A 24,349-nucleotide genomic window follows, 5' to 3' on the forward strand; every position below is an offset into this window, starting at 1 on the left:
AAAAAGGCTTCCTCTATAGAAAGCCTTTCTCCACCAAGATTGATCAAACCGCCTTATATCCATACTTCTCAAGTTCTGAGTATATCGTCTTCAAACGGGGATTGCCTTCACCAACCACATTCCCCTCCAACAGTACGACGGGATAGAACATATCCTCTTCAATTACCCTCATGGCAAATTGTCTGACAGATTCTTCTTCCGGCGGATTGTGGATATCCACATATTTAATGACAAATGGCTGATTTGGATATTTCCTGCTCACTGCAGCCTCAAGCCATTCGTACGTTTCTTTCGATGATGGTAAGTTCACGCAGCTTGGACAAAGTATTTCTGCCCCGTACACGTAAAGTTCAACCGGCTTACGTTCCATATGATCCTCCCCCTTGTTCCCCTCTTTTGTTTATTTTACAAAAAAAGCAGCAAGGTTGGAACCATTTTCTTTCTGGAAACGGAATGGGAAACATTTCTTGAAAAAGAAATGCCCAATCATTTGCAGGTTGATAGATTTTTTGCGAATATGTCATTATAATAGATAGTAAGGAAAGGAGTAGATAATTATGGCTGAAAACGAAATGATTGCACCCGTTCAGGAAGTATTAGATAAATTACGTCCGTTCCTACTTCGCGATGGTGGAGATTGTGAACTTGTAGATGTTGAAGATGGCATTGTGAAATTGCGCCTTCTTGGTGCTTGCGGAAGCTGCCCAAGTTCAACCATCACATTAAAAGCAGGAATCGAACGCGCATTGGTGGAAGAAGTTCCTGGTATCGTTGAAGTAGAGCAAGTATTCTAATCGAGCTATTGCCTCAAATCCTGAATCCTTTAGTGGATTCAGGATTTTTTTCTTTTACTTCACCGCTGTTTTCGGATTGTCCCCTTTAAGGACGGCATGTATGTTCTCTACACACAGGGTCATCATGTCATGGCGGGTGTCCTTGGAAGAGCTTCCGATATGAGGGATGGCGACGACTTGATCGAACTGAAGAAGAGGATGGTCCTCGTTAATCGGTTCGGTTTCGAATACATCCAGTCCGGCTCCTGCGATATCCCCCCTCTTTAACGCCTGCTCGAGGGCCGCTTCATTGACAATGGCTCCACGTGCTGCATTGATGAAGATCGCTGTTTCCTTCATCTTAGTGAATTGATCTTCCTGGAACATCCCCTTTGTTTCCGTGTTTAAAGGGGCCAGGACGACCACGAAATCCGATTGGGCAAGAAGAGCATCGAATGACACATACTGGACTCCAAGTGTCTCTTCAGCTTCGGGTTTACGCGAACGGTTATGGTACAGCACTTCCATATTGAATCCTTTCGCCCTTCTCGCAACCGCTTCACCGATGCTTCCCATTCCAACGATCCCCATCGTTTTATGATGAATATCCATTCCGGCAAGGAGAAGTGGTGACCAGCTTTTCCACTTTCCTTCTTTAATATACCTGTCGGCTTCTACGATTCGTCGTGCGGTTGCCATCAGGAGGGCGAACGTTAAATCCGCCGTTGTTTCCGTCAGTACATCGGGTGTATTGGTGATGGTGACACCCTTTTCTTTTGCCGCTTCCAGATCGATATTATCAAAGCCCACCGCAAGATTTGCCACAACTTTTAAAGAGGTGGCATTGTGTAAGAGTTCCCCGTCGACCTTGTCCGACAGCATGGTAAGTAAAGCAGACGCTTTCCCTGCTTTCTCCAGAAGGGTGTCCCTTGGTACCGGGGCATCCTCCCGTTCCCACATCTCCACTTCGAAATCACTATTCAATGGGGCCACCACGGCCTCAGGAAGCTTCCTCGTAATATAGACAAATGGCTTCATATACATCCCCTGCCTTCACTTTTCTTTTCTTCAGTTTAGCATAAAAGGGAAGGCACATCCCATCTTGGGGGATTGGATTACAGCCACGTTATGAGGGGAATTCCCCACTTTTTCACCGGCACTTCGGACATATGGTAAAAGTCTGCCAGAAACGCTTCGTATTGGTGTGAATTCTTTAAATAGCGTTCCAGTTTCTCCTCGACTGTCTTTTTCTTCTGTTCTGATTGTGAAATGTAGTACTCTTCGATGCATTCGAAATAATGCAGGGGAAACAATAGTCGGGAATACAACAACCTCCATGAAAAAGAAGAAAGGGGTGTAATCGACTCATACTCTTTCAGGAATTCCTTGAGCTCAGGATGAAACGTTTGGCTTCTCATGAAGTATCGTTCCCTCACCCACTCGGCTATGTCCCGGCTGCAGTGGTCAAATACCCATTGAAATGGGAAATGTATGCACATTTCTGTCCCCCATGTGGACTCGAGAAACCGTTCATGACAGATCGTTCCGGCGTCCTCCGCCTTCGGGTCTTCATCAAGCTCCGTGTCGACCAGGTATTGAATGGCATTTTCCGAAAGGGCACTATAATAAGGATAACTCTCGACAAACCGCCGTTCAAACTCGTCAGCGGGCTGGTCCTGAATGACCTGATAATAGGCTTTTTCCAGTTGGGCCATCCTCTTTTCCCACAGACTTTTCCACTGTCCCATACGATTTATTTTTTCCACTTTCTCTTCGAAGGTCCGTCCCCTGAAATGGAATTTGCTTAGTTTTCGGCCGAGCTTATGATAAGGCGGGGACTCTATGCCTTCATTTCGAAGGACGACATAGTCTTTATCCTTCTCCACCACGAGGAATTTCCCCTCATTGCTCTGGACAAAGGTCGACACATGCCGGTCCCCGGAGCTTTTCAGGTGTTCTGCTAATTTATATAGTTCCACCAGGGTTTCCTGTTCCATATTCGATACACCCACAATACTATATACTAATCCCCCGACCATATATCGATCCATCATTCCATCGAAGAATGCCCGCTCAGGATGCAACCCAAAATGGTTCATTAGAATCTCTTGAGACATACCGACCTCTCCTATCTTTAATGACCGTTCTTTTTCATCATTCATGTGCTAAATGTGCGATCCGGGATCATCATTTGGACGCAAATTGAATATCGAAATCCATGGATGGGCAAGAATGAGAACAGAAGCTATTATTATGTCTATTTTTCAATTGGGAATCATATGAGTAAAACAAGGCTTCGTCTAATCGAAATAGGGGTTTTATAATTCTCCAAGGAAAAGGTGAATAAGATGAAGGATAAAGAGTCAATGGATTTATTAGAGAAAACGGCACGTAAATGGCTGCATGAAAGAGGAGTGGAAATAGAAGACATCGCTCAATTAGTCATGTACCTTCAGCAGAAGTATCATCCCGACCTTGAACTGAAGGAATGTGTCTATAACGTAGAACGTGTATTGACGAAACGCGAAGTACAGAACGCCATACTTACAGGTATTCAACTTGATATATTAGCTGAGAAAAAGATGCTTGCGGAGCCATTGCAGGCGATTGTTGAAGTAGATGAAGGATTATATGGTGTGGATGAAATCCTGGCCTTTTCCATTGTGAATGTATACGGTTCGATCGGGTTCACGAACTACGGATATATTGATAAGCAGAAACCGGGGATCCTGGAGAGATTGAATGATAAATCATCAGGTATGTGCCATACCTTCCTGGATGATATTGTAGGCGCCATCGCAGCAGCAGCTTCTAGCCGTCTGGCACACCGGGCAAAGTGCGCAGAATGAGGGGTCATGAGTATCCAAATCAGACGACAGGGTCGTCTGATTTTTTAGTGTGAGAAGTTACAAAAAAAAACATATCATCTTTATCCCTAATAGATCCATTTAACTAACTTAATGATTGCACATTAATGGATAGTTTTATATAATTACAACTATAGTTGTAATTAACATCCATATAGTTGTACTCAGAACTTCGATACATATAAACACCAAATAAAGGCTATCACTTGTATGAGAGAAGACAGATTTTCACATATTACACTCGTGTGGAATAAATGAGGTGAAACGAATCCAGCTCCTGAGTGACAAAGCCCTTATCGATGCATATAAGAAAGCAAAACAGTTAAAACTCAGTCATGAATTCATCGTTCTGATCGAACAAGAAATGAAAAAGAGAAAATTAGTTCATTAAAGAATCGTGTGATTGTAGATCTCTTCGTGCTCTTCGCAGGTCGGCATAATGTCTTCCCATTGGACTTCCAGGGCACATACGATGGCAAATAGTTTATTCAGGGACGGGTTCGCCTCTCCCTTTTCAATCAACGAAATATAATTAACCGTTAGTCCACATATACGACTTAATTCTTGTATAGTGATTTCTTTTGCTCTTCTATGGTGCCTTATTTTCTTTCCGACAAGTCCTGTAACTGTAATACTCATTACCTCACTACCCTTTTAAAAATTCTTTAGAAATGACGTGGAATGTTTCGAAAATCAAGCTAAGAAACAATGACTTTCATTCTTAAAGTTGTATGCATTCGTAAAGAATAGTTAGAAATTGAAAAGGTATCAACGCTAATAGTCCCCTACTACCTTTGATGTTTACCCTAGTTGGATACCTTTACACTTAATTTCGAAAGATTTTTTAAAAAATTTCACTTATTTCATTCTTCGCCTTCATGATCCTTCTGGGTACTCAAATATGCGTCATGGAAAGTTAACGTTAGTTAGAGGAAAAACAAATCATTCATCAGGAGTATAATTTATGTACCTACTACTTATTCTTACAACAATATCTATAGAGGCATAGATATTGTTACCAAAAGGGCCCCTACAAAAGTCCCCCATTAGTATAAATAGTATTTTGTTTACTTCTTTTCACACTAGTTCTATTTTACTTATACAAACGTGTGTTGTCTATTATGAATATATGACTAATTAAAGACATTTTCTTCTATTTGAGTACTCAGCAGGGGCATGAAAGATGTGGAGGCTGTGAAAGGCTCCACTTTTTTTATTTTATATATCCCATTCATCCAATGTTTCAATTGTATGGGTAGGTTGAATATCCTTTTGAGTCAACGCCTCTTTTGTCGTAACCCCTGTATGCACAAGGAGCGTATCGAGTCCTGCATTTATTCCGGCCAGGATATCTGTATCATAGTTATCCCCCACCATCAGGGTATCTTCCTTTGCTACTCCTAAAACAGACAACGCCTGTTCCATGATGATGGACTCGGGCTTGCCGATAAAGATCGGTTCGGTCTGGGTGGAGACAGTCACGACAGACGTCAGGGAACCATTCCCCGGAAGCAATCCCCTTTCAGTGGGAATCGCGATATCTCCATTCGTCGAAATAAACGTTGCCCCGTTTCTCACCCCTAGGCAAGCGAGTGATAATTTCCCGTAACTAATCTCCCGGTCAATACCCACCACCACGAAATCCGGCTTATCCTCCCGCAGTGTAATGCCGTTTTCTTCAAGTGCTGAGCGTATTCCTTCTTCGCCGATGACATAGGCCGTTCCTCCAGGCTTTTCTTTCGCCATATATTGTGCCGTCGCCATCGATGTCGTAAATACCTGTTCCTTCGTTGCGGGTATATCAAATGACCGTAATTTCTCCGCCACCTGTTCCGGTCTTCTTGAAGAGTTATTCGTCACGAACAGATAGGGCAAGCCCTTATCCTGCAGCCGCTTCACGAAATCCCCCGCTTCTTCGATCTTCTCCTTTCCTTTATACATCGTTCCATCCAAATCGATTAAATACCCTTTATACTCTTTCATCATCTACCTCCATTTAGTGTAGTTAGTATGTCCAATATTTCTATTTGCTTCGCTATGAAGACCGCTGTAGTACGTTACTCTCTAAAGAAAATAAGACAGCGCTTCTCACGAAGGAAAGCGCTGTCAAATGCGTTTAGTTTTTAAATGCCGAAACGGGTCCCAGTTCATTTTCAAGGTAGTTTCGGACCTGTAACGGGAACTGGTTCAGTGTTTGGAACACTTCTTCCAGGATGGTATGTAATTGCTTGTGATCGATGGTTGTATATTCCTGAACCAGTGATTTACGCTGTCCGACGAGGCGTTTCAGGTCTTCGCTCATCTTGTCTGTGATCACTTTTTCATCCAGAAGAATATCGATGATATCCTCATAGCTTCCCGGATCCCTCATGATGAATCCATCGATCATGCTGTTCCCTACGTCCAGGATGGATTCAATGATGACGTGGGCAACCCTTTCAAGCGCCAACTTTTCCAGAGTAGCGTTCCACTGTACTTGACGGCTGAATATGTTTAGCTGCTCATCCATATAGACCAATATTTCTTCAATCTTTTCCCTGTCTACGAAATACATGATGCTCACCTCTCTCTTCAACAATAACCTGACACTTTATTTTAACATAATTTCACCTGAGCCATACAGGTACATCCTGCAATTCCCCTCTCAGTTTGGTATGATGAAGGAAGGATTATAAGAGGAGGACATCGTGATGAGTGAACGTTTTTATTTATATGATGAAACAGAAAATACACGGACGCGATTCGTGAGTTTCATGGGGGAAAATCAGCGGTACGACCTGGCCATCACCCAAACGGAACGCTATTACGGCAAGTCATTGGTACTGGACCTTCAGGGCAGTCGATTTGCCATCATGGGAAGGGATGACCTTGATGAACCCGGATATGTTGAGAGTGTATTTAAATTAACCGGGGAAGAAGCGGATGAATTAAGGGATTTCTTAGGTGAAATCATTCTTTGATCCGGATATCCCCTGAGAGAATGAACTCCACCTCCCGCTCACATACTAAGGTATGAAAGGTGGGAGATAAAATGAGCAAAGACCGGAAATCCTATGACAAAGAAGACGAAGAATACAGTGACTTCTCTAATGTAGAAACATACCGTAATTTCCTCGTCCCCGAAACACTTCCGGAAGGTCCTTACGGTGCACCCAGAGGTAAGCATACACCTGTCGAAAACAAGAGTACCCCATGGGAAGAAGGCCAACGGTATTATAGCGCCTTCAACTACGAGAATAAATCCCTGCATCAGGATATACCGCGTCAGGAACCCGGATCACATCCTGTTCATGCCGACCCGGATGTGAATGAAGAACCGCCATATACTGAAAATAAGTAAAAGAAAGGAACAAACGAACATCATCGTTTGTTCCTTTCACCATTATTTATTGACTTTCTTCACGAGAAAATAAGCGCACCCAAAATTACAGTATTCATATAAGTAATCCTTATGAGTACTCACCTTTGTGTCGAAAGAAGCCTTTTGATTGTGATCATCGAAGAATCCTTTCAATCGGAGCTGTCCGTATCCCCAATCACCCAGGATATAATCGTATTTGCTTAAGATATCGCTATATCTTTCCTTGAAAGCTTCCTCGTTGAATCCGTCCCTGAATTCCTCGACGATTTCGTAGCACGTGTTCTGCACACAAATCACCTCTGTCCACCCACTTTCGTTTCCTTACTTTAAATTATAACGGATTGTCCATTAATTACTATGAAAAATTACCATAAGAGATGGTCACCCTACTAAATAGGGGGTGTTTAAGTTGAATAAATTACTTTTAGGTACAACGGTCCTCGGCATTACACTAATCGGGACCGCATGTAATGGCATCGACACGGCCAATGAGGAAATGTTCCACGACAACGGGAATACCATTAACGTAAGTGACAGGGAAGACCTGTATAACGAAAATGGCTGGACCAAAAAAGGGGCACACCGCGGGGAAGAGTTCGGTTATGTCCGACAGCAGAAGAGCCCTACCGGTGGTCAAAACATTTCCACGAAGGATATGTACAGTATCAATCGAGAGCAGGTAGCCGACAGCATCAGCAAAATGAGTGTCGCACTTCCTGACGTGAAGGATTGCTCTACCCTGGTGACTGATGAAGAGGTTCTGGTCTCTTATGTGACCGACAAAAAAGATAAAGAAGGACGCTTCGAAGTCGCCGATCAGGTGAAGAAAACAGCCATGTCCGTCATTCCGCGCTGGTACCACGTCTATGTGACCGATGACAAAGCGTTAATGCGTAATGTTGAAAACCTGGCCAAAATGGATAGTGACAGCAAAAACGCGAATACAGCCATAGACGATACCATCAACTTGATGCTTAAAGATTCCCCACAAGGAAGAAACGTTAGCTCAGGTGAAAATTCGAATGGTGAAATGACGTCTGATCAATACGAAATGCGTGACGACGATACCCATAAGATCAATATGGACCGTCAGAAACGTAATGACCTAACTGATTGATGGTATAATCTCCATCTGCTACAAAAAGGACTGACTGTCAGAGAGCTTCTCCTTCAGGTCAGTCCTTTTGTGTTTCTCTAAATTATGCGTTCTGTACTTCCTGCTCACCTTTAGCTTGTCTGGCTTTCGCTGCTGCGTTCACCTGCTCATCGGCATGGTAAGAAGAACGAACAAGTGGGCCTGCTTCACAGTGGCTGAACCCTTTTTCCATTGCCGCTTCACGAAGTTCGGCAAATTCATCAGGATGGTAATATTTTTGAACCTTCAAATGCTTTTTCGATGGTTGCAGATATTGACCTAATGTCACGATATCAACATGATTGGCGCGAAGGTCATCCATTGTTTCGAGAATTTCTTCCTTCGTTTCCCCGAGACCGACCATGATGCTCGATTTCGTAGGAATATTTGGATTCAATTCTTTCGCACGGCGGAGGAATTCCAATGTACGATCGTAAGTCGCACGGGCACGAACTCTTGGAGTCAGACGGCGAACGGTTTCAACATTGTAGTTCATGATGTCCGGCTTAGCATCCATCAATGTCTTGATATTATCAAATACACCACCCATATCAGAAGGCAGCACTTCGATGGATGTAAACGGACTCTTACGACGGATAGCACGGACAGTTTCAGCAAAGACCTGTGAACCGCCGTCTTTCAGGTCATCACGTGCAACCGCAGTAATGACGACGTGCTTCAAGTTCATAAGTTGTACGGAATCCGCTACTCGTTCAGGCTCTTTCAAATCCAACTCGGTCGGAAGTCCTGTTTTAACGGCACAGAAACGGCAGGCACGTGTACAAATGTCACCCAGGATCATGAAAGTAGCCGTACGTCGCGTTCCCCAGCACTCATGAATATTAGGACAACGGGCCTCTTCACATACTGTATGAAGATTGTTTTCCCGCATCATTTTTTTAAGACCCATATAATTATCGTTCGTATTCAGCTTAATCTTAAGCCAATCCGGTTTACGAATGTGTTCATCTTTCTTACTCATACCCCTCATCTCCAATCCTAAATAATTCTGACTTAGGCAAAGAGTGAAACGTTGTCTCGTTCATCCTATGTAAAAAAAGCCATCATCAATATACTTCTTTTGTCACTTTATCATACTAAAAAAGTGAAAACAAGCATGTGATGCCCTATTACCATTTATTGATGATTATGAATCCCTGATAACGATACAAACTACAGATAGGCCCCTAAAAATGGAGGGATGATTTTGTACAAACGATTGGTATTCTGCATTGCATTCTTCTTCACGATAAGCCCCTGTCAGAGCTTCGCAGCAGAAAAGCTGACAGATGAGCAGATACACACAAAAAGAATGGAACTGTTCCAGAAGAGCGAGGCTATGACTCAGATTCCCTGGTACTACCTGGCTGCCATTGATCAGTACGAACGCAGTCTAAGGTTCGCCCGGAAAGACAGGGAAAAGCCATCCTCTTTCATCTCGATTTATATGGAGCCTGAAAAGTGGGTCGGACCTTTGAACCCCCACGCCGATGATGACAACCCTGAAACGATCGCTCTTTTCAATGGAATCGGCCGGGACGGGGATCATGACGGGAAAGCCAGCCTGAAAAGTGATGAAGATAAACTTGCCGCATTAACCGACTTTATCCTTCGTTACGGTATTGATCACGACAACTTCAAGCTTGCCCTCTGGGATTATTACAAGCGGGATAAAACCGTCAGCATCATCATGGGAAATGCCAAAATATATAAACAGTACGGAACGATCCATCTCAATCAGAAAGCCTTTCCGCTTCCCCTGAGATTTAACTATAGTTACCGGAACACCTGGGGAGATGCCCGCGGATGGGGTGGAAGACGGATCCATGAAGGGACGGACCTCTTCGCTGACTACGGTGTTCCAGTCAGGGCGACTTCATATGGCATCATCGAGATGAAGGGCTGGAATCGGTATGGAGGCTGGCGTATCGGAATACGTGACATTAATAACACGTACCATTATTTTGCCCATTTGAGTGGTTTTGCCAAAGATCTTCAAGTCGGACAAGTCGTTGAACCGGGGATGGTGATCGGCGGTGTCGGAAGCTCAGGATATGGACCTCCGGGAACGTCAGGGAAATTCCCACCGCATTTGCATTATGGAATGTATAAGGACAATGGCCTGACTGAATGGTCCTTTGATCCATACTCTCATTTAAGAATGTGGGAACGCCTGGACAGGATCAAAAGCAAGAAACATTAAAAAAGCAGACAATGGGGATTCCACTGTCTGCTTCTTTCTTTATACCTGTTTCTTCGATTTGGAAACAGCGTTCATGATACTAGCTGCTAATCCACCCCAAATGATGACCATTCCTACAACCATCATAGTAATCGCGCTACCAGTCATGTTAGCTTACCTCCTTATAGCCATCGGCTTCTGTCTTGGCATGCCAGTGTTTAAATCCGAAAGCCACTCCTACAATGATGGCAAATGCAGCTACAAACCATCCACTGTACAGAATGAAAGAATCAGAATAACCTCCATAGTTGCCAGTTTCCGTTTCAAATTCTTTTAGTAAATTCATCTTGAATAATCCGAACATCATCCAACCAAGTACGATTGGTGTGATGACGCCTAAACATACTTTCCACCATGCACCAAGCTGGATATCCGAAATTCCATTCGCATGGGATTGGAATGCCCCCAGCTTGCGAAGGAACCAGGCGATCACGACCACTTCCACTAATCCGACAAACGCCACTCCGAATTGGTTGATGAAGTAATCCGCCACATCAAGGAATAACAGACCACCCTGAGTAGCAAAGAGGATGGAAACGACAGCTGAAAGTCCGCCACCGAATAGTACCGCTTTGTTACGGGAAATTCCGAATTTCTCAGAAACGGCTGCCACATACGTTTCCGAAATGGAAATCAATGAAGACAGACCGGCCAGTACAAGTGAAGCGAAGAATAAGAAACCAAAGACTTCGTTGAATGCCGGGAATTCGTTGATGATCTGCGGGAAGACAACAAACGCCAGTCCAACACCGCCACTTACAACATCCTGCACTGACACACCTTGTGATTGTGCCATGAAACCAAGTGCGGCAAATACCCCGATACCTGCCAATAGTTCGAATCCGGAGTTACTGAACCCTGTGATGAACGCGTTGTTCGTAATATCCGATTTCTTCGGCAAATAACTTGAGTAGGTAATCATGATGGCAAAGGCAATGGATAAGCTGAAGAAGATCTGTCCATATGCCGCCACCCACACGCCGGGATCGGCAATTTTACTGAAGTCCGGTTTGAAGAATGCATCCAGACCATCCATTGCACCAGGTAACGTTAAAGCGCGAACAACAATAATTAAGAATAAGATAACAAGTGCTGGAATAAAGATTTTATTCGCTACTTCGATTCCTTTCTTTACACCTTTGAAGAGGATGCCAAGTGTAACGGCCCATACGATCACAAGCGGGATGAATACCCCGGGAACCACACTGCCCGTCTGACCCGCGTCCACAGAAAGTTTTAAATAATCATTGAACAGGAATGTCTCTGTATCCTTCCCCCAGCCTAAATTGAAAGAAAAAACACTGTACGACATCGCCCATGCGATAATGACGGCATAATAGGTGGAGATGACGAATGCAATGATTACCTGCCACCATCCAAGCCATTCTGTTTTCTTATTAAGACGGAAATAAGATAACGGTGCTGAACCACGGTACTTATGACCAATTGTAAATTCAAGTACTAATAATGGAATACCTGCTGTTAGAAGAGCGAATAAATAAGGAATAAAGAATGCTCCCCCGCCGTTTTCATACGCTACTGCCGGAAAACGCCAAATGTTCCCTAGTCCGATTGCTGAACCGACAGCGGCCAGAATAAATCCTGCCCTTGTCCCAAACTGTGCACGTTTCTCCATGCTGTCCCCCCCTAGTTCTTTCCAACTACCCCCACGAGGTATTTGAAATTTTTATATTTTCAGATTATTTATAATCTAAAGTCAGTATAGCTAGTTCCGGGACAATTGTCAAAGCTTTATTTTAGTGATTTTATGAGAAATTCACCAAATTTCTACAGTACTATTTCACTATAAGAATTTTGTCGGATTTTGGAGAATGGGAGACGATAGGATCAGGAGGGCAGATCGGTGGGATTCCATAAAAAAACCAGAAGCCCTGATGGCTCCTGGTTTTTATTATGAATTACTCTGCAGATGCCGGCTTTGCTTTTTCACCGAATAAAAAGGCAAAGGCCAGAATCAAAATGATGACAACAGCGAGACCAAGGATGGTGCTGCCGGTGAATCCCAAAACAAGGTAACCGATGGCTGCAACGACCGCACCGAGGATCGCGTACGGAAGCTGTGTCAGCACGTGATCGATATGGTTGCTTCCCGCTCCTGTGGAAGAAAGGATCGTTGTATCGGAAATAGGTGAACAGTGGTCACCCAATACAGATCCGGCCAATACCGCTGCCATGGCAGGAAGTAAGATGCTCACGTCTGAAGCTGCAGCAATTTCACCTGCGATCGGCAGTAAAATACCAAACGATCCCCATGACGTCCCCGTTGAGAATGCCATGATGCCGGCAACCAGGAATAAGATGACAGGAAGTGCCTGCATCGGAAGATTCGATTGCTCAACAAGGCCTGCAAGATACGTACCCGTCTGCAGCTGATCGATGAGTGTCACGATCGTCCATGCAAAGATAAGGATGTAAACAGCCGGCAGCATCGACTTGATACCTTCCACTACGGCTGTCCCGATCGCACTCGCTTCAATTCCTTTCAAGCTGACTTGACGAAGGAAGAAAATCAGGGAAATAAGAAGTCCGAATAATCCACCATACAATAAGGATTTGGTTACATCCGTATTTTCAAAAATCGGCAGCAGGTCAAATGATCCCACCGCTTGATACCCAGTCCACAGCATCATGGAAACAGTCCCAATTACTAGGGCTACGATCGGCCAGACAAGATCGCCTACCGAGCCTTTTGAGCTCACTGGAAGATCATTTTTCAATTCACCGGGAATCTCTTTGCCTGGATCATAAAGATCTCCCGTTTCAAGGGCCCTTACTTCATGCTCTTTCATTTTTCCGAAGTCGAGTCCTTTATAGGCAACCATGACGACAAGCAGTACTGCCGCCCATACATAAAGGTTCATTGGAATCATTTGAATGAATGCTGAAAATGCCGTGTACTCCGTGATATTGTGTGTTGCAAGAATGGAGCCGATGATCCCGATGATGTATGCTCCCCAGCTTGAAATCGGGGAAACGACACAGATCGGAGCCGATGTTGAATCAATGATATAGGCTAATTTAGCACGTGAGACTCTGTGACGATCGGTAATGGGTCTTGAAACCTGTCCGACAGCAAGGGCATTAAAATAGTCGTCAATGAAAATGATGATACCCAGTACCGCAGCAAGAAGCTGTGCGCCCTGTCTTGTCTTCACACGTTTCATCGCCCATTCACCGAATGCGCGGCTCCCGCCGGAAATGTTCACAAATGCCGTGATGATACCAAGAATGAGTAAGAAGAAAACAATGTAGACATTCCAGGTGTTAAGTCCTCCGTCTGCGACAAAGATACCTTTAAAGGCGTCCCACATAAAGCTGAATGTTTTGGTAATTGAGAAGTCTGCCAACAAAAAGGCAGATGCGACGATCCCTACTCCCAGTGAAAGTAGAACCCGTCTCGTAAGGATAACCATAAGAATGGCTAAAAAGGGTGGTAATAATGAGTAAATCGTGTTTTCCATAGTGTCCTCCTCCTATTTGATAGGGGGGAACCATCGTAGCATGATAGAGGATAATAAAAAAAGGCAACGATAGAGAAACTATCATTACCTTTGTTAGTAACGTAAGTGCTCCATCACGATCTGTAGCTCCCCATTATAGAGATTTCCCTATAATGACAGTGTTATCCTTCTTCAAGACAACCCCAGCAAATATCCCATTGACAAGCATATTTACTTCGGCAAAGATTCCCTTTCATCTGTTTTCTCCGTTGTCATCCTCGAACAGATTACTCTTGAACCCTGCGCCTCTACCCCATCGGACTGATGATGTGGTGTGTTATAAAATTTTCTTTATTAATATAACAAACTATCATTCTTTTGACAACTTCTTTTCCTGACTAATTTGTGGGAATTTCAATGGAAGGACTCGATTCCCCTCCACCATTGTTGTAAAATTGCGGTACATCCAGATGCACGGTACCCATGGCAACCAGGATATCCTGCTTGATCGTTTCGGTTTTGGTTGCAAACGGGATGATGATCTGCACATTCACTTCAAGCTCCACAAATACCTTCACAACTGCATTATTGATCCCGAACTGCTCCACCGTCGTTTTCACATCGGAACGCACGTCACCTATGGAATGAAAGCGGATCGGGATTTTCGGCCCCAGGTTTCCGAGCAGTACGTTGTTCGTTGCCTGCCCCAATGGAACGGAATAGGTGATGCCCTTCGATGTTTTCGACTTCCCTTCATCAATTTCCACCTCAGTGAGAAACTCCAGGTTTTCTATATTCCCGGCTTCTGCTTCCTGAAGGTTCTGCTGCACAAGATTCGTAATTTCTGCCTGGACCCTGTTGATCGTCTGTGTATTATATTTAAATGAAACGATATCTCCTTCTGAATTCTTCACTTCTTCGGTTATATCCGAAATATCCAGAACATCGGCAATCTTCTTATTGATGGCTTTGTTAATCACCAGGGTACCGATCCTGCTCGTCTGTGTCTCGGCATACGCAAGGAGAGTCGGCTTCAACCCTTTGTTAATGATCCACAATCCGAATCCAGTTGAAATCATAAAGAACAGAAACGTAATGATCATGACATGACGAAAAGGCAGCGGACCTCCTCTTCGGGGTTTGTAGGTTTTGAACTTAGACACAAAAAATCCCCCCTTACAAGCTATTTGTATGCATTGTAAGAGGGGTTTAGCGCAAAAATTTATTTAATCTTAAGAGATTGCGGTTCATAATCCGGATCAAAGCCTGTGATGACCTTGTCTAATTCCTTGCTTAAATCGAGTAGATAAGGAGAGTCTGACTCCTGCCCATCTTCTTCGATGATCCGTATGACAGGACGGTCTGTGACTCCTCTATTTTGATCGGTCACAATCCCTTTCCTACCATCATTCAGTTCCACGATCATGCCATTCGGATACATCGCGACCGATGACCGGAAGGCTTCGATCACTTGTGAATCGAACAGGGATCCCGATCCTGCGTATAATACCTCTAAAGCCTGATGGGGAAGCATCGCTTTTCTGTACACCCTGTTTGACGTCATGGCGTCAAATACATCGGCCACAGCGATGATCTTTGCGAACGGATGGATATCCTCACCCCTGATCCCCCGCGGATAACCGGACCCATCGAGCCTCTCATGATGCTGATAGGCACAGTGTGCGATGATCAGGGACACTGAATGCAGCTGTCTCAAGATCTCAAAGCCATGTTCAGAGTGTTTCTTGATTTCCGAGAATTCATCTTCTGTAAGCTTCCCGGGCTTCAGCAGGATCTCTTCGGGCACAAGCATCTTACCGATATCGTGGAGGATCGCCCCAACCCCAAGCTGCTCCAGCTGCTTCTGTGAAAGCTTAAGTTCAAGACCGATGGAAAGTGTATATAACGTAACATTAAATGAGTGATGAAAAATATAGGAGTCGTATGTAAACACATCTGTCAAAATCGTCAAAAGATCATGATTCGCCTTTACTTCGGACAGGACGACATCAATCACCTGCTTCAATTGAGTGGCACTATCTTCAATCACGAGGAGGCTTGGCTTCTCGTTGGATGTGCTTAATTGATTGAAGGCCATCTCGATATTCTGGACCGCCTCTTGTCTCACTTTACTCGAAACGGTCCCCTTCACATGAATTCCACTGGAAAGAGAGTCTTCAATATAAACATACTGAATACTAAGCTCCTGCAATCTGTAAATCATGCGTTCTGTAATGGGAACATTATCATGAATCAACGCTTGACCTCTCATATTATATACCGTTGTAGCTAGAACCATGCCGGGTTTCAAAGCCCGTGTTGATATAAGCCTCATAGAATTCTCCTATGTAATTCTTTCATTTTTCGACAAAATTTCCTAGTATCTCCATTATAAAGGATAAAAATGATCTTGCAAGGTGTATTTGGTTAAATATTCATGAAAGAATATAGAGGAAATCAGGAATAAAATAAAGACCAGCCGCTCAGGAGAGCACTGGTCATTTTCAGGTTCTATATCATTTTCAACAGCGCGTCCCTTCCGGCCATTCCCGTGTGGATGCCGAGATTCGCTGCTTCATAGGTGACGGACTCCAGTGGCGCATCGAGGAGCTGATCGATGGTTTTCACACCAACCGCTCTTCCCGCGATGATCCCCCTGTCCTTTAATTTTTCATTCAGCAGCGCAACATCAAGTGCCCCACACATGATATATCCTTTTTCACTCGTCACGACGAGGAGATTGGTTTTCGGAAGTGCAACAGAAATGGCTGTAAAGGTATGTCCCCCAATGGTAATCGGAGATACATTCATCATGTTTCATCGCTCCCTTCACTCATATGTATGTCATGAGTGACGAAACGGTGAGACATTTACTGTTTCAATTTCCATTCGAGGACATCCCGTAAAAATTCCGGCATAAAGTACTTCTTCTCAAGCCTCTGAAGGTCCGGAAAGAAGTGGCCGAATGTAAACATATCCGGAAGGGCCAGCTTGTATATCTTACCGGGGTCGATCGGAGTGTTTCCGATGAAGATATCATGGTCTTTAAAGTGGATATTCGAATACACGAACCTCCCCATCACTTTCCCCCTGAAACCAAGTCCCTTCACATCAAGATGCGGCCAGTCCTCATTAAGGGTCTGCTTAATGATTTCCTTCAGCTCGGCTCCCTTCATCCGGATCATGCAGGGGTTGATCGGGTGGGGAAGAATGCGGTGAAAGTCCTGCTTTGTCACCATTCCTTCGTCAAGTCCATCTATGAGGAGACCGGCATTAAGGAAGCCACAATCCGCTCCACACCATTCCATTAGTGCATCACTAAGCACTTCAGGCAGTGGGGACGTGTGAAACCAATCAACCGGGAAGGATTTTGTCAGGCAGGTCACTTCCTGCTTTAATAGCTCTTCCCCGTCCCGGAACCATTGATCTCTGTCCTCCGCTTCCCTGACAACAGACGGAAGTTCATCCTGCTCATATAGACGTGCCTTCTTTTCCATGATCTGCTTTGTGGATGTATTCATCTCAATCATCATATGACCGACATAATGACCGTATTTCCCTGCAGCACCAAGCATGGTGCCATTCACCTCTTTCCCCTTGGGTAAGACATGGTGAGTGTGGGCACCCAGAATAACGTCTATTTCAGGGAATTGTTCCCCGATCATCTCGTCGTCCCTTATTCCCAAATGGGAAAGGAGTATGATCATATCGACGCTTTGGCGAACCTCCTGAACCAACTTCCTCAGTTCATCCAAAGGGGAGGTGATGTTCCAGCCGAGAGCTTCGTAAAAAGGTTTGAAATAGGCCGTTAATCCGATGACGCCAATCCTCACTCCACTGCCGGTCCGATAAATCCGGTGGGTCTCAGCCCACCCTGGACGCCTTAAGGAACGATCCAGCAGATTTCCTACAATCACATCAAACCGGGCACTGTCATACAGACTGTTTAAATCATCATAATCCAATGTGATCCCTTCATTGTTTCCGATTGTGACAGCATCGAACCCGGCTTCATTTAATAAATCAACGTTCCCTTTTCCTAACGTCGCTTCAGTCAATGGATGCCAGCGGTCCACATGATCACCGATATCAAATAGATACACAGACTCCCCGTCATTCATATGCTTTTGTTTTCTCTGTTTTAAAAAGTCCCTGATCCTCGGCCAGTTCTCAAGGTGACTGTGAAGATCGTTAGTATGATAAATATGAATGGTTTCTCCCATAAATCGTTCACTCCTATTGGAGGAATGTTATCCTGTCATTCCTTGATAAATCAATCGAATACCAATTAAAATCAATATAATCCTCAATACGCTCACCAATACCTTGGACTCGAGCTTTGTATTGATATATGCCCCGACCTTTGCCCCGATCCACGCTCCCGGAATAAGAGCCAGTGCATACAGCCATTTGACATTACCGAACAACACATGTGTTCCCGAGCTCACCAATGCCGAAAGAAAAATCATAAACATGGATGTTGCAACAGCCACATGGGGCGGGAAAAGAAAAATCAGGATCATGGCAGGGACCATCAGAGAGCCGCCGCCAATGCCAAACAAACCCGAAGTAAATCCAACGACGAAGGCGATCACCACTCCAAGTAGTGGAGGGTATCCATACCGGAAGGTTTCTCCACTTGGGTCGGTAAATTCCCTCTGAAAAGATGCATTCCTGAATTTTTCAATAGGCTTTAACTTATTCCGGATCATCAGAATAACCGCCACCAGTATCATGAAGATACCAAAATAAAGATTGAAGCTTTCCATATTCAATCCCTTGTTCACCCAAGCTCCAAGAATCGACCCGGGTCCGCTGCCAGCAAAGAAAATCAATCCGCTTTTATAATCGACGGTTTTATGCTTTAAGTATGCAAGTGTGGAAGATAACCCTGTAAATATCATGATGACCAGTGAGGTACCCACAGCGGTCTGCGGGTTCATCCCTTCTACCAGGCTTGTATATGTACCAAAATAGATCAGGGCGGGAACAATGATGACGCCACCACCTAAACCGACCAGTGATCCTATCGCACCTGCCAAAAGCCCGATCGATAGAAGAACAATCCATTCCATCTGCCTTTCATCTCCTGTCGGCTAAAATAAATCCAGCTGCTTCGGGGCAAGTCCTTCATACTCAAGCCCTAATAATTCAATCAATTCTTTCGCATTGTCAGCCGCGTCCCCACCAGAATTATTGTTAAAAAGAATATAAAGATCTTTAGACCTTTCGTGCAAATGATGAAGATGGGGAATCCATTCTTCCAGCTCAGCACGATTATAGCGATATAAATAGCGGACCTCCCGCCAATCTTCCCCATTCGGTTTATTCCAACCATAGAGATTCCTGCCGTGAAACCGGATAAGAGTGGCATCTTCATGTGTCGCTTCCAGCACCCGCGGCACGGATCCTTCACCAGCTTGGGGTTCATCACAAATGCTGTGGATCCATCCTTCTTTTTTCATGAACGTTAAGGTCTTGTCCCGAAACTCGGGTCTGAACCAGCTCTGATGCCGGAATTCAAGTGATACAGGAAGATCTTTCAATTGCTCCCGGCAGTAGCGTATATAATCGACATTTTCTTTTTTACAATCGTACCAAGGCGAGAATTGAAGAAGGACCATCGCCAGTTTCCCAGCATTCGTATATGGAGCAAGGGACTCTTTAAAGGCACTGAACATTTCTTCCTTTGTTTCAAAAGGGATTTCGCCACGCTGATGACCAGTCATCCCCTGGTATGCTTTTACAATAAATTTAAAGTCCTCCGGTGTTTCCTTTACCCATTTTTCCGCATTTCGAATAGGCTGGACAGCATAAAACGTCGTGTCCACCTCAACTATAGGGAAATGAGCTCCGTATTCTTTTAGTTTGTCCCTGGGGGAAACATTCTCATAGAGGGTATCGTGATCTCCCCAGCCTGTTACACCTATGTATATCATCCGCATTCACCTGCTTTATTATGAACATGTCCATTTTATCATAAGGGAAATGGAAATTCTTATGTTTGGATTGATCGTGGAAAAATAGTGGGGAATAGTTGGTAGAAAAAAACTCCCCTGATGACTCATCAAGGGAGTTTGATTGATTATTACCCGATGGAACCTTCCATTTCGAACTTGATCAGACGGTTCATTTCGACTGCGTATTCCATTGGAAGTTCTTTCGTGAATGGCTCGATGAAGCCCATTACGATCATTTCTGTTGCTTCTTCTTCAGAAATTCCGCGGCTCATAAGATAGAATAATTGTTCTTCTGATACTTTTGAAACCTTCGCTTCGTGTTCTAACGAAATGTTATCGTTCAGAATTTCGTTGTAAGGGATCGTATCGGAAGTCGATTGGTTATCCATGATCAGCGTGTCACACTCGATGTTTGAGCGTGCGCCTTCCGCTTTACGGCCAAAGTGTACAATTCCACGGTACGTTACTTTACCACCATGCTTGGAGATGGACTTAGAAACGATTGTGGAAGATGTATTAGGTGCAAGGTGAATCATTTTCGCCCCTGCATCCTGGTGCTGGCCTTTACCTGCAAGTGCAATGGATAGTGTCATACCACGGGCGCCTTCCCCTTTAAGGATGACAGCCGGATATTTCATCGTCAGTTTCGAACCGATGTTTCCATCCACCCATTCCATCGTTGCATTCGCTTCACATACGGCACGCTTCGTCACCAGGTTGAACACGTTGTTCGCCCAGTTTTGGATCGTTGTATAACGGCAGTACGCATCTTTCTTGATGATGATTTCAACGACTGCCGAGTGAAGTGAATTCGTTGTGTAAACCGGTGCTGTACAACCCTCTACGTAGTGAACGCTTGCGCCTTCATCAACGATGATCAGCGTACGCTCGAACTGACCCATGTTTTCAGAGTTGATACGGAAGTAAGCTTGAAGTGGTGTATCCACCTTTACCCCTTTAGGTACATAGATGAAAGAACCACCGGACCATACCGCTGAGTTAAGGGCAGCGAATTTATTATCCGTAGGAGGGATAACCTTCGCCCAATGCTCACGGAATAGCTCTTCATTTTCTTTAAGGGCGGAATCTGTATCTTTGAAGACGATTCCCATGTCTTCAAGATCTGATTGCATGTTGTGATAGACAACTTCTGACTCATACTGAGCAGAAACCCCTGCAAGATATTTTTGCTCTGCTTCCGGAATCCCTAATTTATCAAACGTCTGCTTGATTTCTTCAGGGACTTCATCCCAGCTGCGCTCTGACTTTTCAGAAGGCTTCACATAGTAAGTGATCTCATCGAAGTTCAGTTCCTGCATGTCTCCGCCCCATTGAGGCATAGACATATTATAAAAATGCTCAAGTGACTTCAAACGGAAATCAAGCATCCACTTAGGCTCATCTTTCATACGAGAAATTTCTTCAACGATTTCCCTCGTCAAACCACGTTTAGAACGGAAAATCGATACGTCTTTATCGCTAAAGCCATATTTATAGTCTCCGATCTCAGGCATCTTCTTTGCCATGTTGATTCCTCCATTCTTAAATAGAGTCGGAGAAGAGCTTATTCCTGCTCTTCTTCCTGTACTCCTTTTTCCATCGCTTTCCAGGCCAATGTCGCGCATTTGATACGGGCCGGAAATTTCGCGACTCCTTGTAATGCTTCTATATCTCCTAAATCCACATCGTCGTCATAATCATTGCCCTGCATCATATCAGAGAAAATCTTTGAAAGCTTGAGTGCCTTTTCGATCTCTTTTCCCTTGACCGCCTGTGTCATCATGGACGCAGAAGCCATGGAGATCGAACAACCTTCCCCGTCGAACTTCGCATCCTGAACGACACCATCTTCCACTTTTAACGTAAGGTGAATGCGGTCTCCACATGTAGGGTTATTCATATCGATAGTAAAGCTCCCATCCTCTAAAGAACCTTTATTACGTGGATTCTTGTAATGATCCATGATGACTTGTCGATATAACTGATCTAAATTATTAAAAGACATCGCTGAAAAACTCCTTTGTCTTCACCAGGCCGGCAACAAGTTTATCAATATCTTCTTCTGTGTTGTAAAGATAGAAGCTGGCACGTGCCGTTGCGGAAACGTTCAACCACTTCATCAACGGTTGTGCACAGTGATGGCCTGCGCGGACGGCAATCCCTTCTGCGTCAAGCACGGTTGCTACATCATGCGGATGAACATCATCTATGTTGAATGTCACAAGACCTGCACGCTGCCCGGGATCACTTGGTCCGAAAATGGTCATACCGTCAACTTCATTCATCTTATCCAAAGCATAAGCGGCAAGCTTATGCTCATGCTCTTCAATATTATGAAGGCCGACTTGCTCAAGGAAATCGATGGCAGCTCCAAGGCCGATGGCTCCTGCAATGATCGGAGTGCCTCCTTCAAATTTCCACGGAAGCTCTTTCCAAGTAGATTCCTGAAGTCCGACAAAATCGATCATCTCTCCACCGAATTCAACCGGCTCCATATTATTCAGATGCTTTTTCTTGCCGTACAATACCCCGATCCCGGTAGGACCTACCATCTTATGACCGGAGAAGGCGAAGAAATCGCAGTCCAAATCTTGTACGTCAACCTTCATATGTGGAGCAGCCTGTGCTCCGTCCACCACCATGACTGCGCCATTTTCATGAGCGATCTTGGTGATTTCCTTGATTGGATTCATCGTACCGAGTACGTTTGAAACCATCATGATGGAAACGATCTTCGTTTGAGGAGTGACTGTCTCCCTTACATCCTCGATCTCAATCGTTCCATTTTCCTGCAGAGGAACGTATTTCAACGTAGCTCCTGTTTCTTTCGCCAGCTGTTGCCAAGGAATGATATTACTGTGATGCTCCATATGAGTGATCACAATTTCATCACCCTCACTTAAATTGGCCCTGCCGTAGCTAGCTGCGACGGTATTGATCGCGGTCGTCGTTCCACGGGTGAATATGACCTCCTGGGTAGAGGAAGCGTTGATGAAATTGCGGACCTTTTCACGGGCACCTTCATAGCCATCTGTCGCTCTCGTCCCAAGGGTATGGACCCCCCGGTGAACATTCGAGTTATATCCACGATAGTAATCGTTCACTGCTTCTATGACGGAAACCGGCTTTTGAGATGTTGCGGCACTATCAAGATAAACGAGTGGATGGCCATTTACTTCCTGGTCGAGAATCGGAAATTGTTTACGAATCTCTTTTACATCCATTAGTTTACTTTCCTTTCAATTACCTCAACCAGTTGTTTCTTGACTCCTTCGATCGGTAATTGCTTTACCACAGGAGCAAGGAAGCCGTGAATCACAAGACGTTCAGCTTCATGCTGAGGAATCCCGCGGCTCATTAGATAGTAAAGTTGAAGTGGATCCACTCGACCTACTGAAGCGGCGTGCCCTGCCGTTACGTCATCTTCATCAATAAGAAGGATCGGATTTGCATCCCCACGTGCTTTTTCGCTAAGCATCAATACGCGTGATTCCTGCTCTGCATTTGACTTGGAAGCACCATGTTCAATCTTACCGATACCGTTGAAGATAGAAGATGATTCGTCCTTCATGACGCCATGCTTAAGGATGTATCCTTCAGAGTTTTTACCGTAGTGAACAACCTTAGTCGTGAAGTTTTGCTTCTGTTTGCCGCGTCCAACGACTACGGTTTTCGTATCGCCATATGAGCCATCGCCCATAAGGTTCGTCACGTTTTCAGAAACGGTGTCACCGTCGTTCATTAATCCTAAAGCCCACTCGATGCGTGCATCTCTTGCTGCCACACCACGACGGTTTACGTAAGTCGTGATTCCGCTTGAAAGATTGTCCACTGCACCGTATGCCACTTTTGCGTTATTGTTTGCCAATACTTCTGTGACAATGTTATAAACCCCATCTTCTGCATCTGTAGTAGAGATATAGTTCTCCACATATGTGACAGAGCTATTATCTTCAGCGACAACCAATACGTGGTTGAACATCGCAACTTCTGCATTGTCGTGAACGTAAACCGCTTGAATCGGTTGTGACAGTTCCACGTTCTTCGGAATGTAAAGGAAGGCCCCTCCATTCATCAATGCTGCGTGAAGGGCTGTAAGCTTATGCTCATCCGTTTTTACGCCTTCAGTCATGAAGTACTTCTGAACAAGCTCACTGTGTTCTTTCACAGCAGTAAAAATATCCGTAAAAATAACACCGTTGTCTTTTAATTCGTTTGATAGTGAAAGAAAAGCAGGTGTATTATTCCGTTGAATATAAAGGCTTTGATCTTTGTTTTCTAAATCAACTAATGCTTTCGCTTCTTCAGGCAGCTCGCTCAATGATGAAAACGCGTCACTTTCCACTGTATGCTTCTGGAATTGAGTAAAATTCCAGTTTGTGATCTTCGTTTTATCTGCAACTGGAAGGCTAAGATCCTTTACTTTATCAAAGGCATCTGTACGAAGGGTTGTTAACCATTCCGGCTCTCCAAGTTGTTTTGAGTAGGAGCTGACATAGTCTTGATCTACTGGTAGTTTCGTTTCTACAGTCATTTTCATCCCCCTAACA

Annotated in this window: 28 protein-coding genes and 1 riboswitch; of the genes, 7 read left to right on the forward strand and 21 right to left on the reverse strand. The window is 44.4% G+C overall.

Annotated features, from left to right (window positions below):
• Positions 1-43: 43 nt before the first annotated feature.
• Entirely contained in the window at positions 44-370 is a 327-nt protein-coding gene (locus tag V8G47_RS07185) for a YuzD family protein (protein ID WP_336199509.1), read from the reverse strand.
• 187 nt (positions 371-557) lie between these two features.
• Between V8G47_RS07185 and V8G47_RS07190 the strand changes: the two genes are divergently transcribed.
• Entirely contained in the window at positions 558-794 is a 237-nt protein-coding gene (locus V8G47_RS07190) for a NifU family protein (RefSeq protein WP_034763763.1), read from the forward strand.
• 54 nt (positions 795-848) lie between these two features.
• On the opposite strand, the gene V8G47_RS07195 is transcribed toward V8G47_RS07190, so the two are convergent.
• Both V8G47_RS07195 and yutH read right to left on the reverse strand, forming a co-directional pair.
• Positions 849-1,811 carry a 2-hydroxyacid dehydrogenase gene (locus V8G47_RS07195; RefSeq protein WP_336199510.1) on the reverse strand — a complete coding sequence of 321 codons (963 nt, stop codon included), beginning with the start codon at positions 1,809-1,811 and terminating at the stop codon, positions 849-851.
• A gap of 77 nt (positions 1,812-1,888) precedes the next feature.
• Positions 1,889-2,890, reverse strand: a complete 1,002-nt coding sequence (gene yutH / locus V8G47_RS07200; protein WP_336199511.1) for a spore coat putative kinase YutH — start codon at positions 2,888-2,890, stop codon at positions 1,889-1,891.
• Positions 2,891-3,121: 231 nt separating this feature from the next.
• Here yutH and V8G47_RS07205 point away from each other — a divergent pair, with 231 nt between their 5' ends.
• Complete coding sequence (locus tag V8G47_RS07205) at positions 3,122-3,622, forward strand: phosphatidylglycerophosphatase A family protein (protein ID WP_336199512.1); 501 nt, start codon at positions 3,122-3,124, stop codon at positions 3,620-3,622.
• Positions 3,623-3,899: 277 nt separating this feature from the next.
• Entirely contained in the window at positions 3,900-4,031 is a 132-nt protein-coding gene (sda, locus tag V8G47_RS07210) for a sporulation histidine kinase inhibitor Sda (protein ID WP_336199513.1), read from the forward strand.
• Here the strand turns inward: sda and V8G47_RS07215 are convergent.
• From V8G47_RS07215 to V8G47_RS07225, 3 genes are all read right to left on the reverse strand, one after another.
• The gene (locus V8G47_RS07215; RefSeq protein ID WP_336199514.1) at positions 4,028-4,279 is read right to left on the reverse strand and encodes a helix-turn-helix domain-containing protein; all 252 of its coding nucleotides are present in this window, start codon (positions 4,277-4,279) and stop codon (positions 4,028-4,030) included. The two genes, sda and V8G47_RS07215, sit on opposite strands and share 4 nt — an antisense overlap.
• A 579-nt stretch (positions 4,280-4,858) precedes the next feature.
• Positions 4,859-5,623: a TIGR01457 family HAD-type hydrolase gene (locus tag V8G47_RS07220; protein WP_336199515.1), complete on the reverse strand. Its 765-nt coding sequence runs from the start codon at positions 5,621-5,623 to the stop codon at positions 4,859-4,861.
• A 133-nt stretch (positions 5,624-5,756) separates the two neighbouring features.
• Positions 5,757-6,194 carry a DUF86 domain-containing protein gene (locus V8G47_RS07225; RefSeq protein WP_336199516.1) on the reverse strand — a complete coding sequence of 146 codons (438 nt, stop codon included), beginning with the start codon at positions 6,192-6,194 and terminating at the stop codon, positions 5,757-5,759.
• Positions 6,195-6,330: 136 nt separating this feature from the next.
• Between V8G47_RS07225 and V8G47_RS07230 the strand changes: the two genes are divergently transcribed.
• Positions 6,331-6,600 carry a DUF3055 domain-containing protein gene (locus tag V8G47_RS07230; protein ID WP_336199518.1) on the forward strand — a complete coding sequence of 90 codons (270 nt, stop codon included), beginning with the start codon at positions 6,331-6,333 and terminating at the stop codon, positions 6,598-6,600.
• A 71-nt stretch (positions 6,601-6,671) separates the two neighbouring features.
• Positions 6,672-6,980, forward strand: coding sequence for a hypothetical protein (locus V8G47_RS07235; protein ID WP_034763749.1), 309 nt, complete (start codon positions 6,672-6,674; stop codon positions 6,978-6,980).
• Between the two features lie 42 nt (positions 6,981-7,022).
• On the opposite strand, the gene V8G47_RS07240 is transcribed toward V8G47_RS07235, so the two are convergent.
• Positions 7,023-7,298, reverse strand: a complete 276-nt coding sequence (locus tag V8G47_RS07240; RefSeq protein WP_044338154.1) for a YutD family protein — start codon at positions 7,296-7,298, stop codon at positions 7,023-7,025.
• Positions 7,299-7,401: 103 nt separating this feature from the next.
• On the opposite strand from V8G47_RS07240, the gene V8G47_RS07245 reads away from it, so the two are divergent.
• Positions 7,402-8,118 carry a YhcN/YlaJ family sporulation lipoprotein gene (locus tag V8G47_RS07245; protein WP_336199519.1) on the forward strand — a complete coding sequence of 239 codons (717 nt, stop codon included), beginning with the start codon at positions 7,402-7,404 and terminating at the stop codon, positions 8,116-8,118.
• An 82-nt stretch (positions 8,119-8,200) separates the two neighbouring features.
• On the opposite strand, the gene lipA is transcribed toward V8G47_RS07245, so the two are convergent.
• Positions 8,201-9,118 carry a lipoyl synthase gene (gene lipA / locus V8G47_RS07250; protein WP_336199520.1) on the reverse strand — a complete coding sequence of 306 codons (918 nt, stop codon included), beginning with the start codon at positions 9,116-9,118 and terminating at the stop codon, positions 8,201-8,203.
• A 219-nt stretch (positions 9,119-9,337) separates the two neighbouring features.
• Between lipA and V8G47_RS07255 the strand changes: the two genes are divergently transcribed.
• Positions 9,338-10,339, forward strand: coding sequence for a M23 family metallopeptidase (locus tag V8G47_RS07255; RefSeq protein WP_442970806.1), 1,002 nt, complete (start codon positions 9,338-9,340; stop codon positions 10,337-10,339).
• Positions 10,340-10,378: 39 nt separating this feature from the next.
• Here the strand turns inward: V8G47_RS07255 and V8G47_RS07260 are convergent, their stop codons facing one another.
• The 13 genes from V8G47_RS07260 to sufD all read right to left on the reverse strand — a co-directional run bounded on the left by V8G47_RS07260 (position 10,379) and on the right by sufD (position 24,333).
• Positions 10,379-10,486, reverse strand: coding sequence for a methionine/alanine import family NSS transporter small subunit (locus tag V8G47_RS07260; protein ID WP_082197501.1), 108 nt, complete (start codon positions 10,484-10,486; stop codon positions 10,379-10,381).
• A 1-nt stretch (position 10,487) separates the two neighbouring features.
• The gene (locus V8G47_RS07265; RefSeq protein ID WP_336199521.1) at positions 10,488-12,014 is read right to left on the reverse strand and encodes a sodium-dependent transporter; all 1,527 of its coding nucleotides are present in this window, start codon (positions 12,012-12,014) and stop codon (positions 10,488-10,490) included.
• A 283-nt stretch (positions 12,015-12,297) separates the two neighbouring features.
• Positions 12,298-13,860, reverse strand: coding sequence for a Na+/H+ antiporter NhaC family protein (locus V8G47_RS07270; protein WP_336199522.1), 1,563 nt, complete (start codon positions 13,858-13,860; stop codon positions 12,298-12,300).
• Positions 13,861-13,975: 115 nt separating this feature from the next.
• Positions 13,976-14,158, reverse strand: a riboswitch (Lysine riboswitch).
• Positions 14,159-14,237: 79 nt separating this feature from the next.
• Entirely contained in the window at positions 14,238-15,002 is a 765-nt protein-coding gene (gene yunB / locus V8G47_RS07275; RefSeq protein ID WP_336199523.1) for a sporulation protein YunB, read from the reverse strand.
• A 59-nt stretch (positions 15,003-15,061) separates the two neighbouring features.
• Positions 15,062-16,174 carry an HD-GYP domain-containing protein gene (locus V8G47_RS07280; RefSeq protein ID WP_336199524.1) on the reverse strand — a complete coding sequence of 371 codons (1,113 nt, stop codon included), beginning with the start codon at positions 16,172-16,174 and terminating at the stop codon, positions 15,062-15,064.
• A 176-nt stretch (positions 16,175-16,350) separates the two neighbouring features.
• Positions 16,351-16,653, reverse strand: coding sequence for a YunC family protein (locus tag V8G47_RS07285; RefSeq protein ID WP_060673052.1), 303 nt, complete (start codon positions 16,651-16,653; stop codon positions 16,351-16,353).
• 56 nt (positions 16,654-16,709) lie between these two features.
• Entirely contained in the window at positions 16,710-18,062 is a 1,353-nt protein-coding gene (locus tag V8G47_RS07290; protein ID WP_336199525.1) for a bifunctional metallophosphatase/5'-nucleotidase, read from the reverse strand.
• 27 nt (positions 18,063-18,089) lie between these two features.
• On the reverse strand, positions 18,090-18,914 hold the full coding sequence (locus tag V8G47_RS07295) for a sulfite exporter TauE/SafE family protein (RefSeq protein ID WP_336199526.1): 825 nt from the start codon (positions 18,912-18,914) through the stop codon (positions 18,090-18,092).
• 21 nt (positions 18,915-18,935) lie between these two features.
• Positions 18,936-19,778: a DUF72 domain-containing protein gene (locus V8G47_RS07300; RefSeq protein ID WP_336199527.1), complete on the reverse strand. Its 843-nt coding sequence runs from the start codon at positions 19,776-19,778 to the stop codon at positions 18,936-18,938.
• 149 nt (positions 19,779-19,927) lie between these two features.
• Entirely contained in the window at positions 19,928-21,325 is a 1,398-nt protein-coding gene (sufB, locus tag V8G47_RS07305; protein WP_034763673.1) for a Fe-S cluster assembly protein SufB, read from the reverse strand.
• A 38-nt stretch (positions 21,326-21,363) separates the two neighbouring features.
• Positions 21,364-21,804, reverse strand: coding sequence for a Fe-S cluster assembly sulfur transfer protein SufU (sufU, locus tag V8G47_RS07310; RefSeq protein ID WP_034763670.1), 441 nt, complete (start codon positions 21,802-21,804; stop codon positions 21,364-21,366).
• Positions 21,794-23,023 carry a cysteine desulfurase gene (locus V8G47_RS07315; RefSeq protein WP_336199528.1) on the reverse strand — a complete coding sequence of 410 codons (1,230 nt, stop codon included), beginning with the start codon at positions 23,021-23,023 and terminating at the stop codon, positions 21,794-21,796. The genes sufU and V8G47_RS07315 overlap by 11 nt, the downstream gene beginning before the upstream one ends.
• Positions 23,023-24,333 (reverse strand): Fe-S cluster assembly protein SufD, encoded by a 1,311-nt coding sequence (gene sufD / locus V8G47_RS07320; RefSeq protein WP_336199529.1) that lies wholly within the window; start codon positions 24,331-24,333, stop codon positions 23,023-23,025. Before sufD ends, V8G47_RS07315 begins: the two co-directional genes overlap by 1 nt.
• Positions 24,334-24,349: the final 16 nt, after the last annotated feature.

This window comes from Rossellomorea sp. LJF3 (assembly GCF_037046045.1).
Lineage (GTDB): Bacteria > Bacillota > Bacilli > Bacillales > Bacillaceae_B > Rossellomorea.

Bases quoted from the DNA above. Each gene is read 5' to 3' on its own strand.
- V8G47_RS07190 (WP_034763763.1), top strand. From the start codon at position 558: ATGGCTGAAAACGAAATGATTGCACCCGTTCAGGAAGTATTAGATAAA.
- sufD (WP_336199529.1), bottom strand. From the start codon at position 24,333: ATGACTGTAGAAACGAAACTACCAGTAGATCAAGACTATGTCAGCTCC.
- V8G47_RS07290 (WP_336199525.1), bottom strand. From the start codon at position 18,062: ATGGGAGAAACCATTCATATTTATCATACTAACGATCTTCACAGTCAC.
- sufU (WP_034763670.1), bottom strand. From the start codon at position 21,804: ATGTCTTTTAATAATTTAGATCAGTTATATCGACAAGTCATCATGGAT.
- V8G47_RS07220 (WP_336199515.1), bottom strand. From the start codon at position 5,623: ATGAAAGAGTATAAAGGGTATTTAATCGATTTGGATGGAACGATGTAT.
- sufB (WP_034763673.1), bottom strand. From the start codon at position 21,325: ATGGCAAAGAAGATGCCTGAGATCGGAGACTATAAATATGGCTTTAGC.
- V8G47_RS07265 (WP_336199521.1), bottom strand. From the start codon at position 12,014: ATGGAGAAACGTGCACAGTTTGGGACAAGGGCAGGATTTATTCTGGCC.
- V8G47_RS07300 (WP_336199527.1), bottom strand. From the start codon at position 19,778: ATGATATACATAGGTGTAACAGGCTGGGGAGATCACGATACCCTCTAT.
- V8G47_RS07195 (WP_336199510.1), bottom strand. From the start codon at position 1,811: ATGAAGCCATTTGTCTATATTACGAGGAAGCTTCCTGAGGCCGTGGTG.
- V8G47_RS07260 (WP_082197501.1), bottom strand. From the start codon at position 10,486: ATGACTGGTAGCGCGATTACTATGATGGTTGTAGGAATGGTCATCATT.
- V8G47_RS07215 (WP_336199514.1), bottom strand. From the start codon at position 4,279: ATGAGTATTACAGTTACAGGACTTGTCGGAAAGAAAATAAGGCACCAT.
- V8G47_RS07205 (WP_336199512.1), top strand. From the start codon at position 3,122: ATGAAGGATAAAGAGTCAATGGATTTATTAGAGAAAACGGCACGTAAA.
- V8G47_RS07285 (WP_060673052.1), bottom strand. From the start codon at position 16,653: ATGATGAATGTATCTCCGATTACCATTGGGGGACATACCTTTACAGCC.
- V8G47_RS07185 (WP_336199509.1), bottom strand. From the start codon at position 370: ATGGAACGTAAGCCGGTTGAACTTTACGTGTACGGGGCAGAAATACTT.
- V8G47_RS07280 (WP_336199524.1), bottom strand. From the start codon at position 16,174: ATGAGGCTTATATCAACACGGGCTTTGAAACCCGGCATGGTTCTAGCT.
- V8G47_RS07255 (WP_442970806.1), top strand. From the start codon at position 9,338: ATGATTTTGTACAAACGATTGGTATTCTGCATTGCATTCTTCTTCACG.
- lipA (WP_336199520.1), bottom strand. From the start codon at position 9,118: ATGAGTAAGAAAGATGAACACATTCGTAAACCGGATTGGCTTAAGATT.
- V8G47_RS07235 (WP_034763749.1), top strand. From the start codon at position 6,672: ATGAGCAAAGACCGGAAATCCTATGACAAAGAAGACGAAGAATACAGT.
- V8G47_RS07230 (WP_336199518.1), top strand. From the start codon at position 6,331: ATGAGTGAACGTTTTTATTTATATGATGAAACAGAAAATACACGGACG.
- V8G47_RS07295 (WP_336199526.1), bottom strand. From the start codon at position 18,914: ATGGAATGGATTGTTCTTCTATCGATCGGGCTTTTGGCAGGTGCGATA.
- yutH (WP_336199511.1), bottom strand. From the start codon at position 2,890: ATGTCTCAAGAGATTCTAATGAACCATTTTGGGTTGCATCCTGAGCGG.
- V8G47_RS07270 (WP_336199522.1), bottom strand. From the start codon at position 13,860: ATGGAAAACACGATTTACTCATTATTACCACCCTTTTTAGCCATTCTT.
- V8G47_RS07315 (WP_336199528.1), bottom strand. From the start codon at position 23,023: ATGGATGTAAAAGAGATTCGTAAACAATTTCCGATTCTCGACCAGGAA.
- V8G47_RS07225 (WP_336199516.1), bottom strand. From the start codon at position 6,194: ATGTATTTCGTAGACAGGGAAAAGATTGAAGAAATATTGGTCTATATG.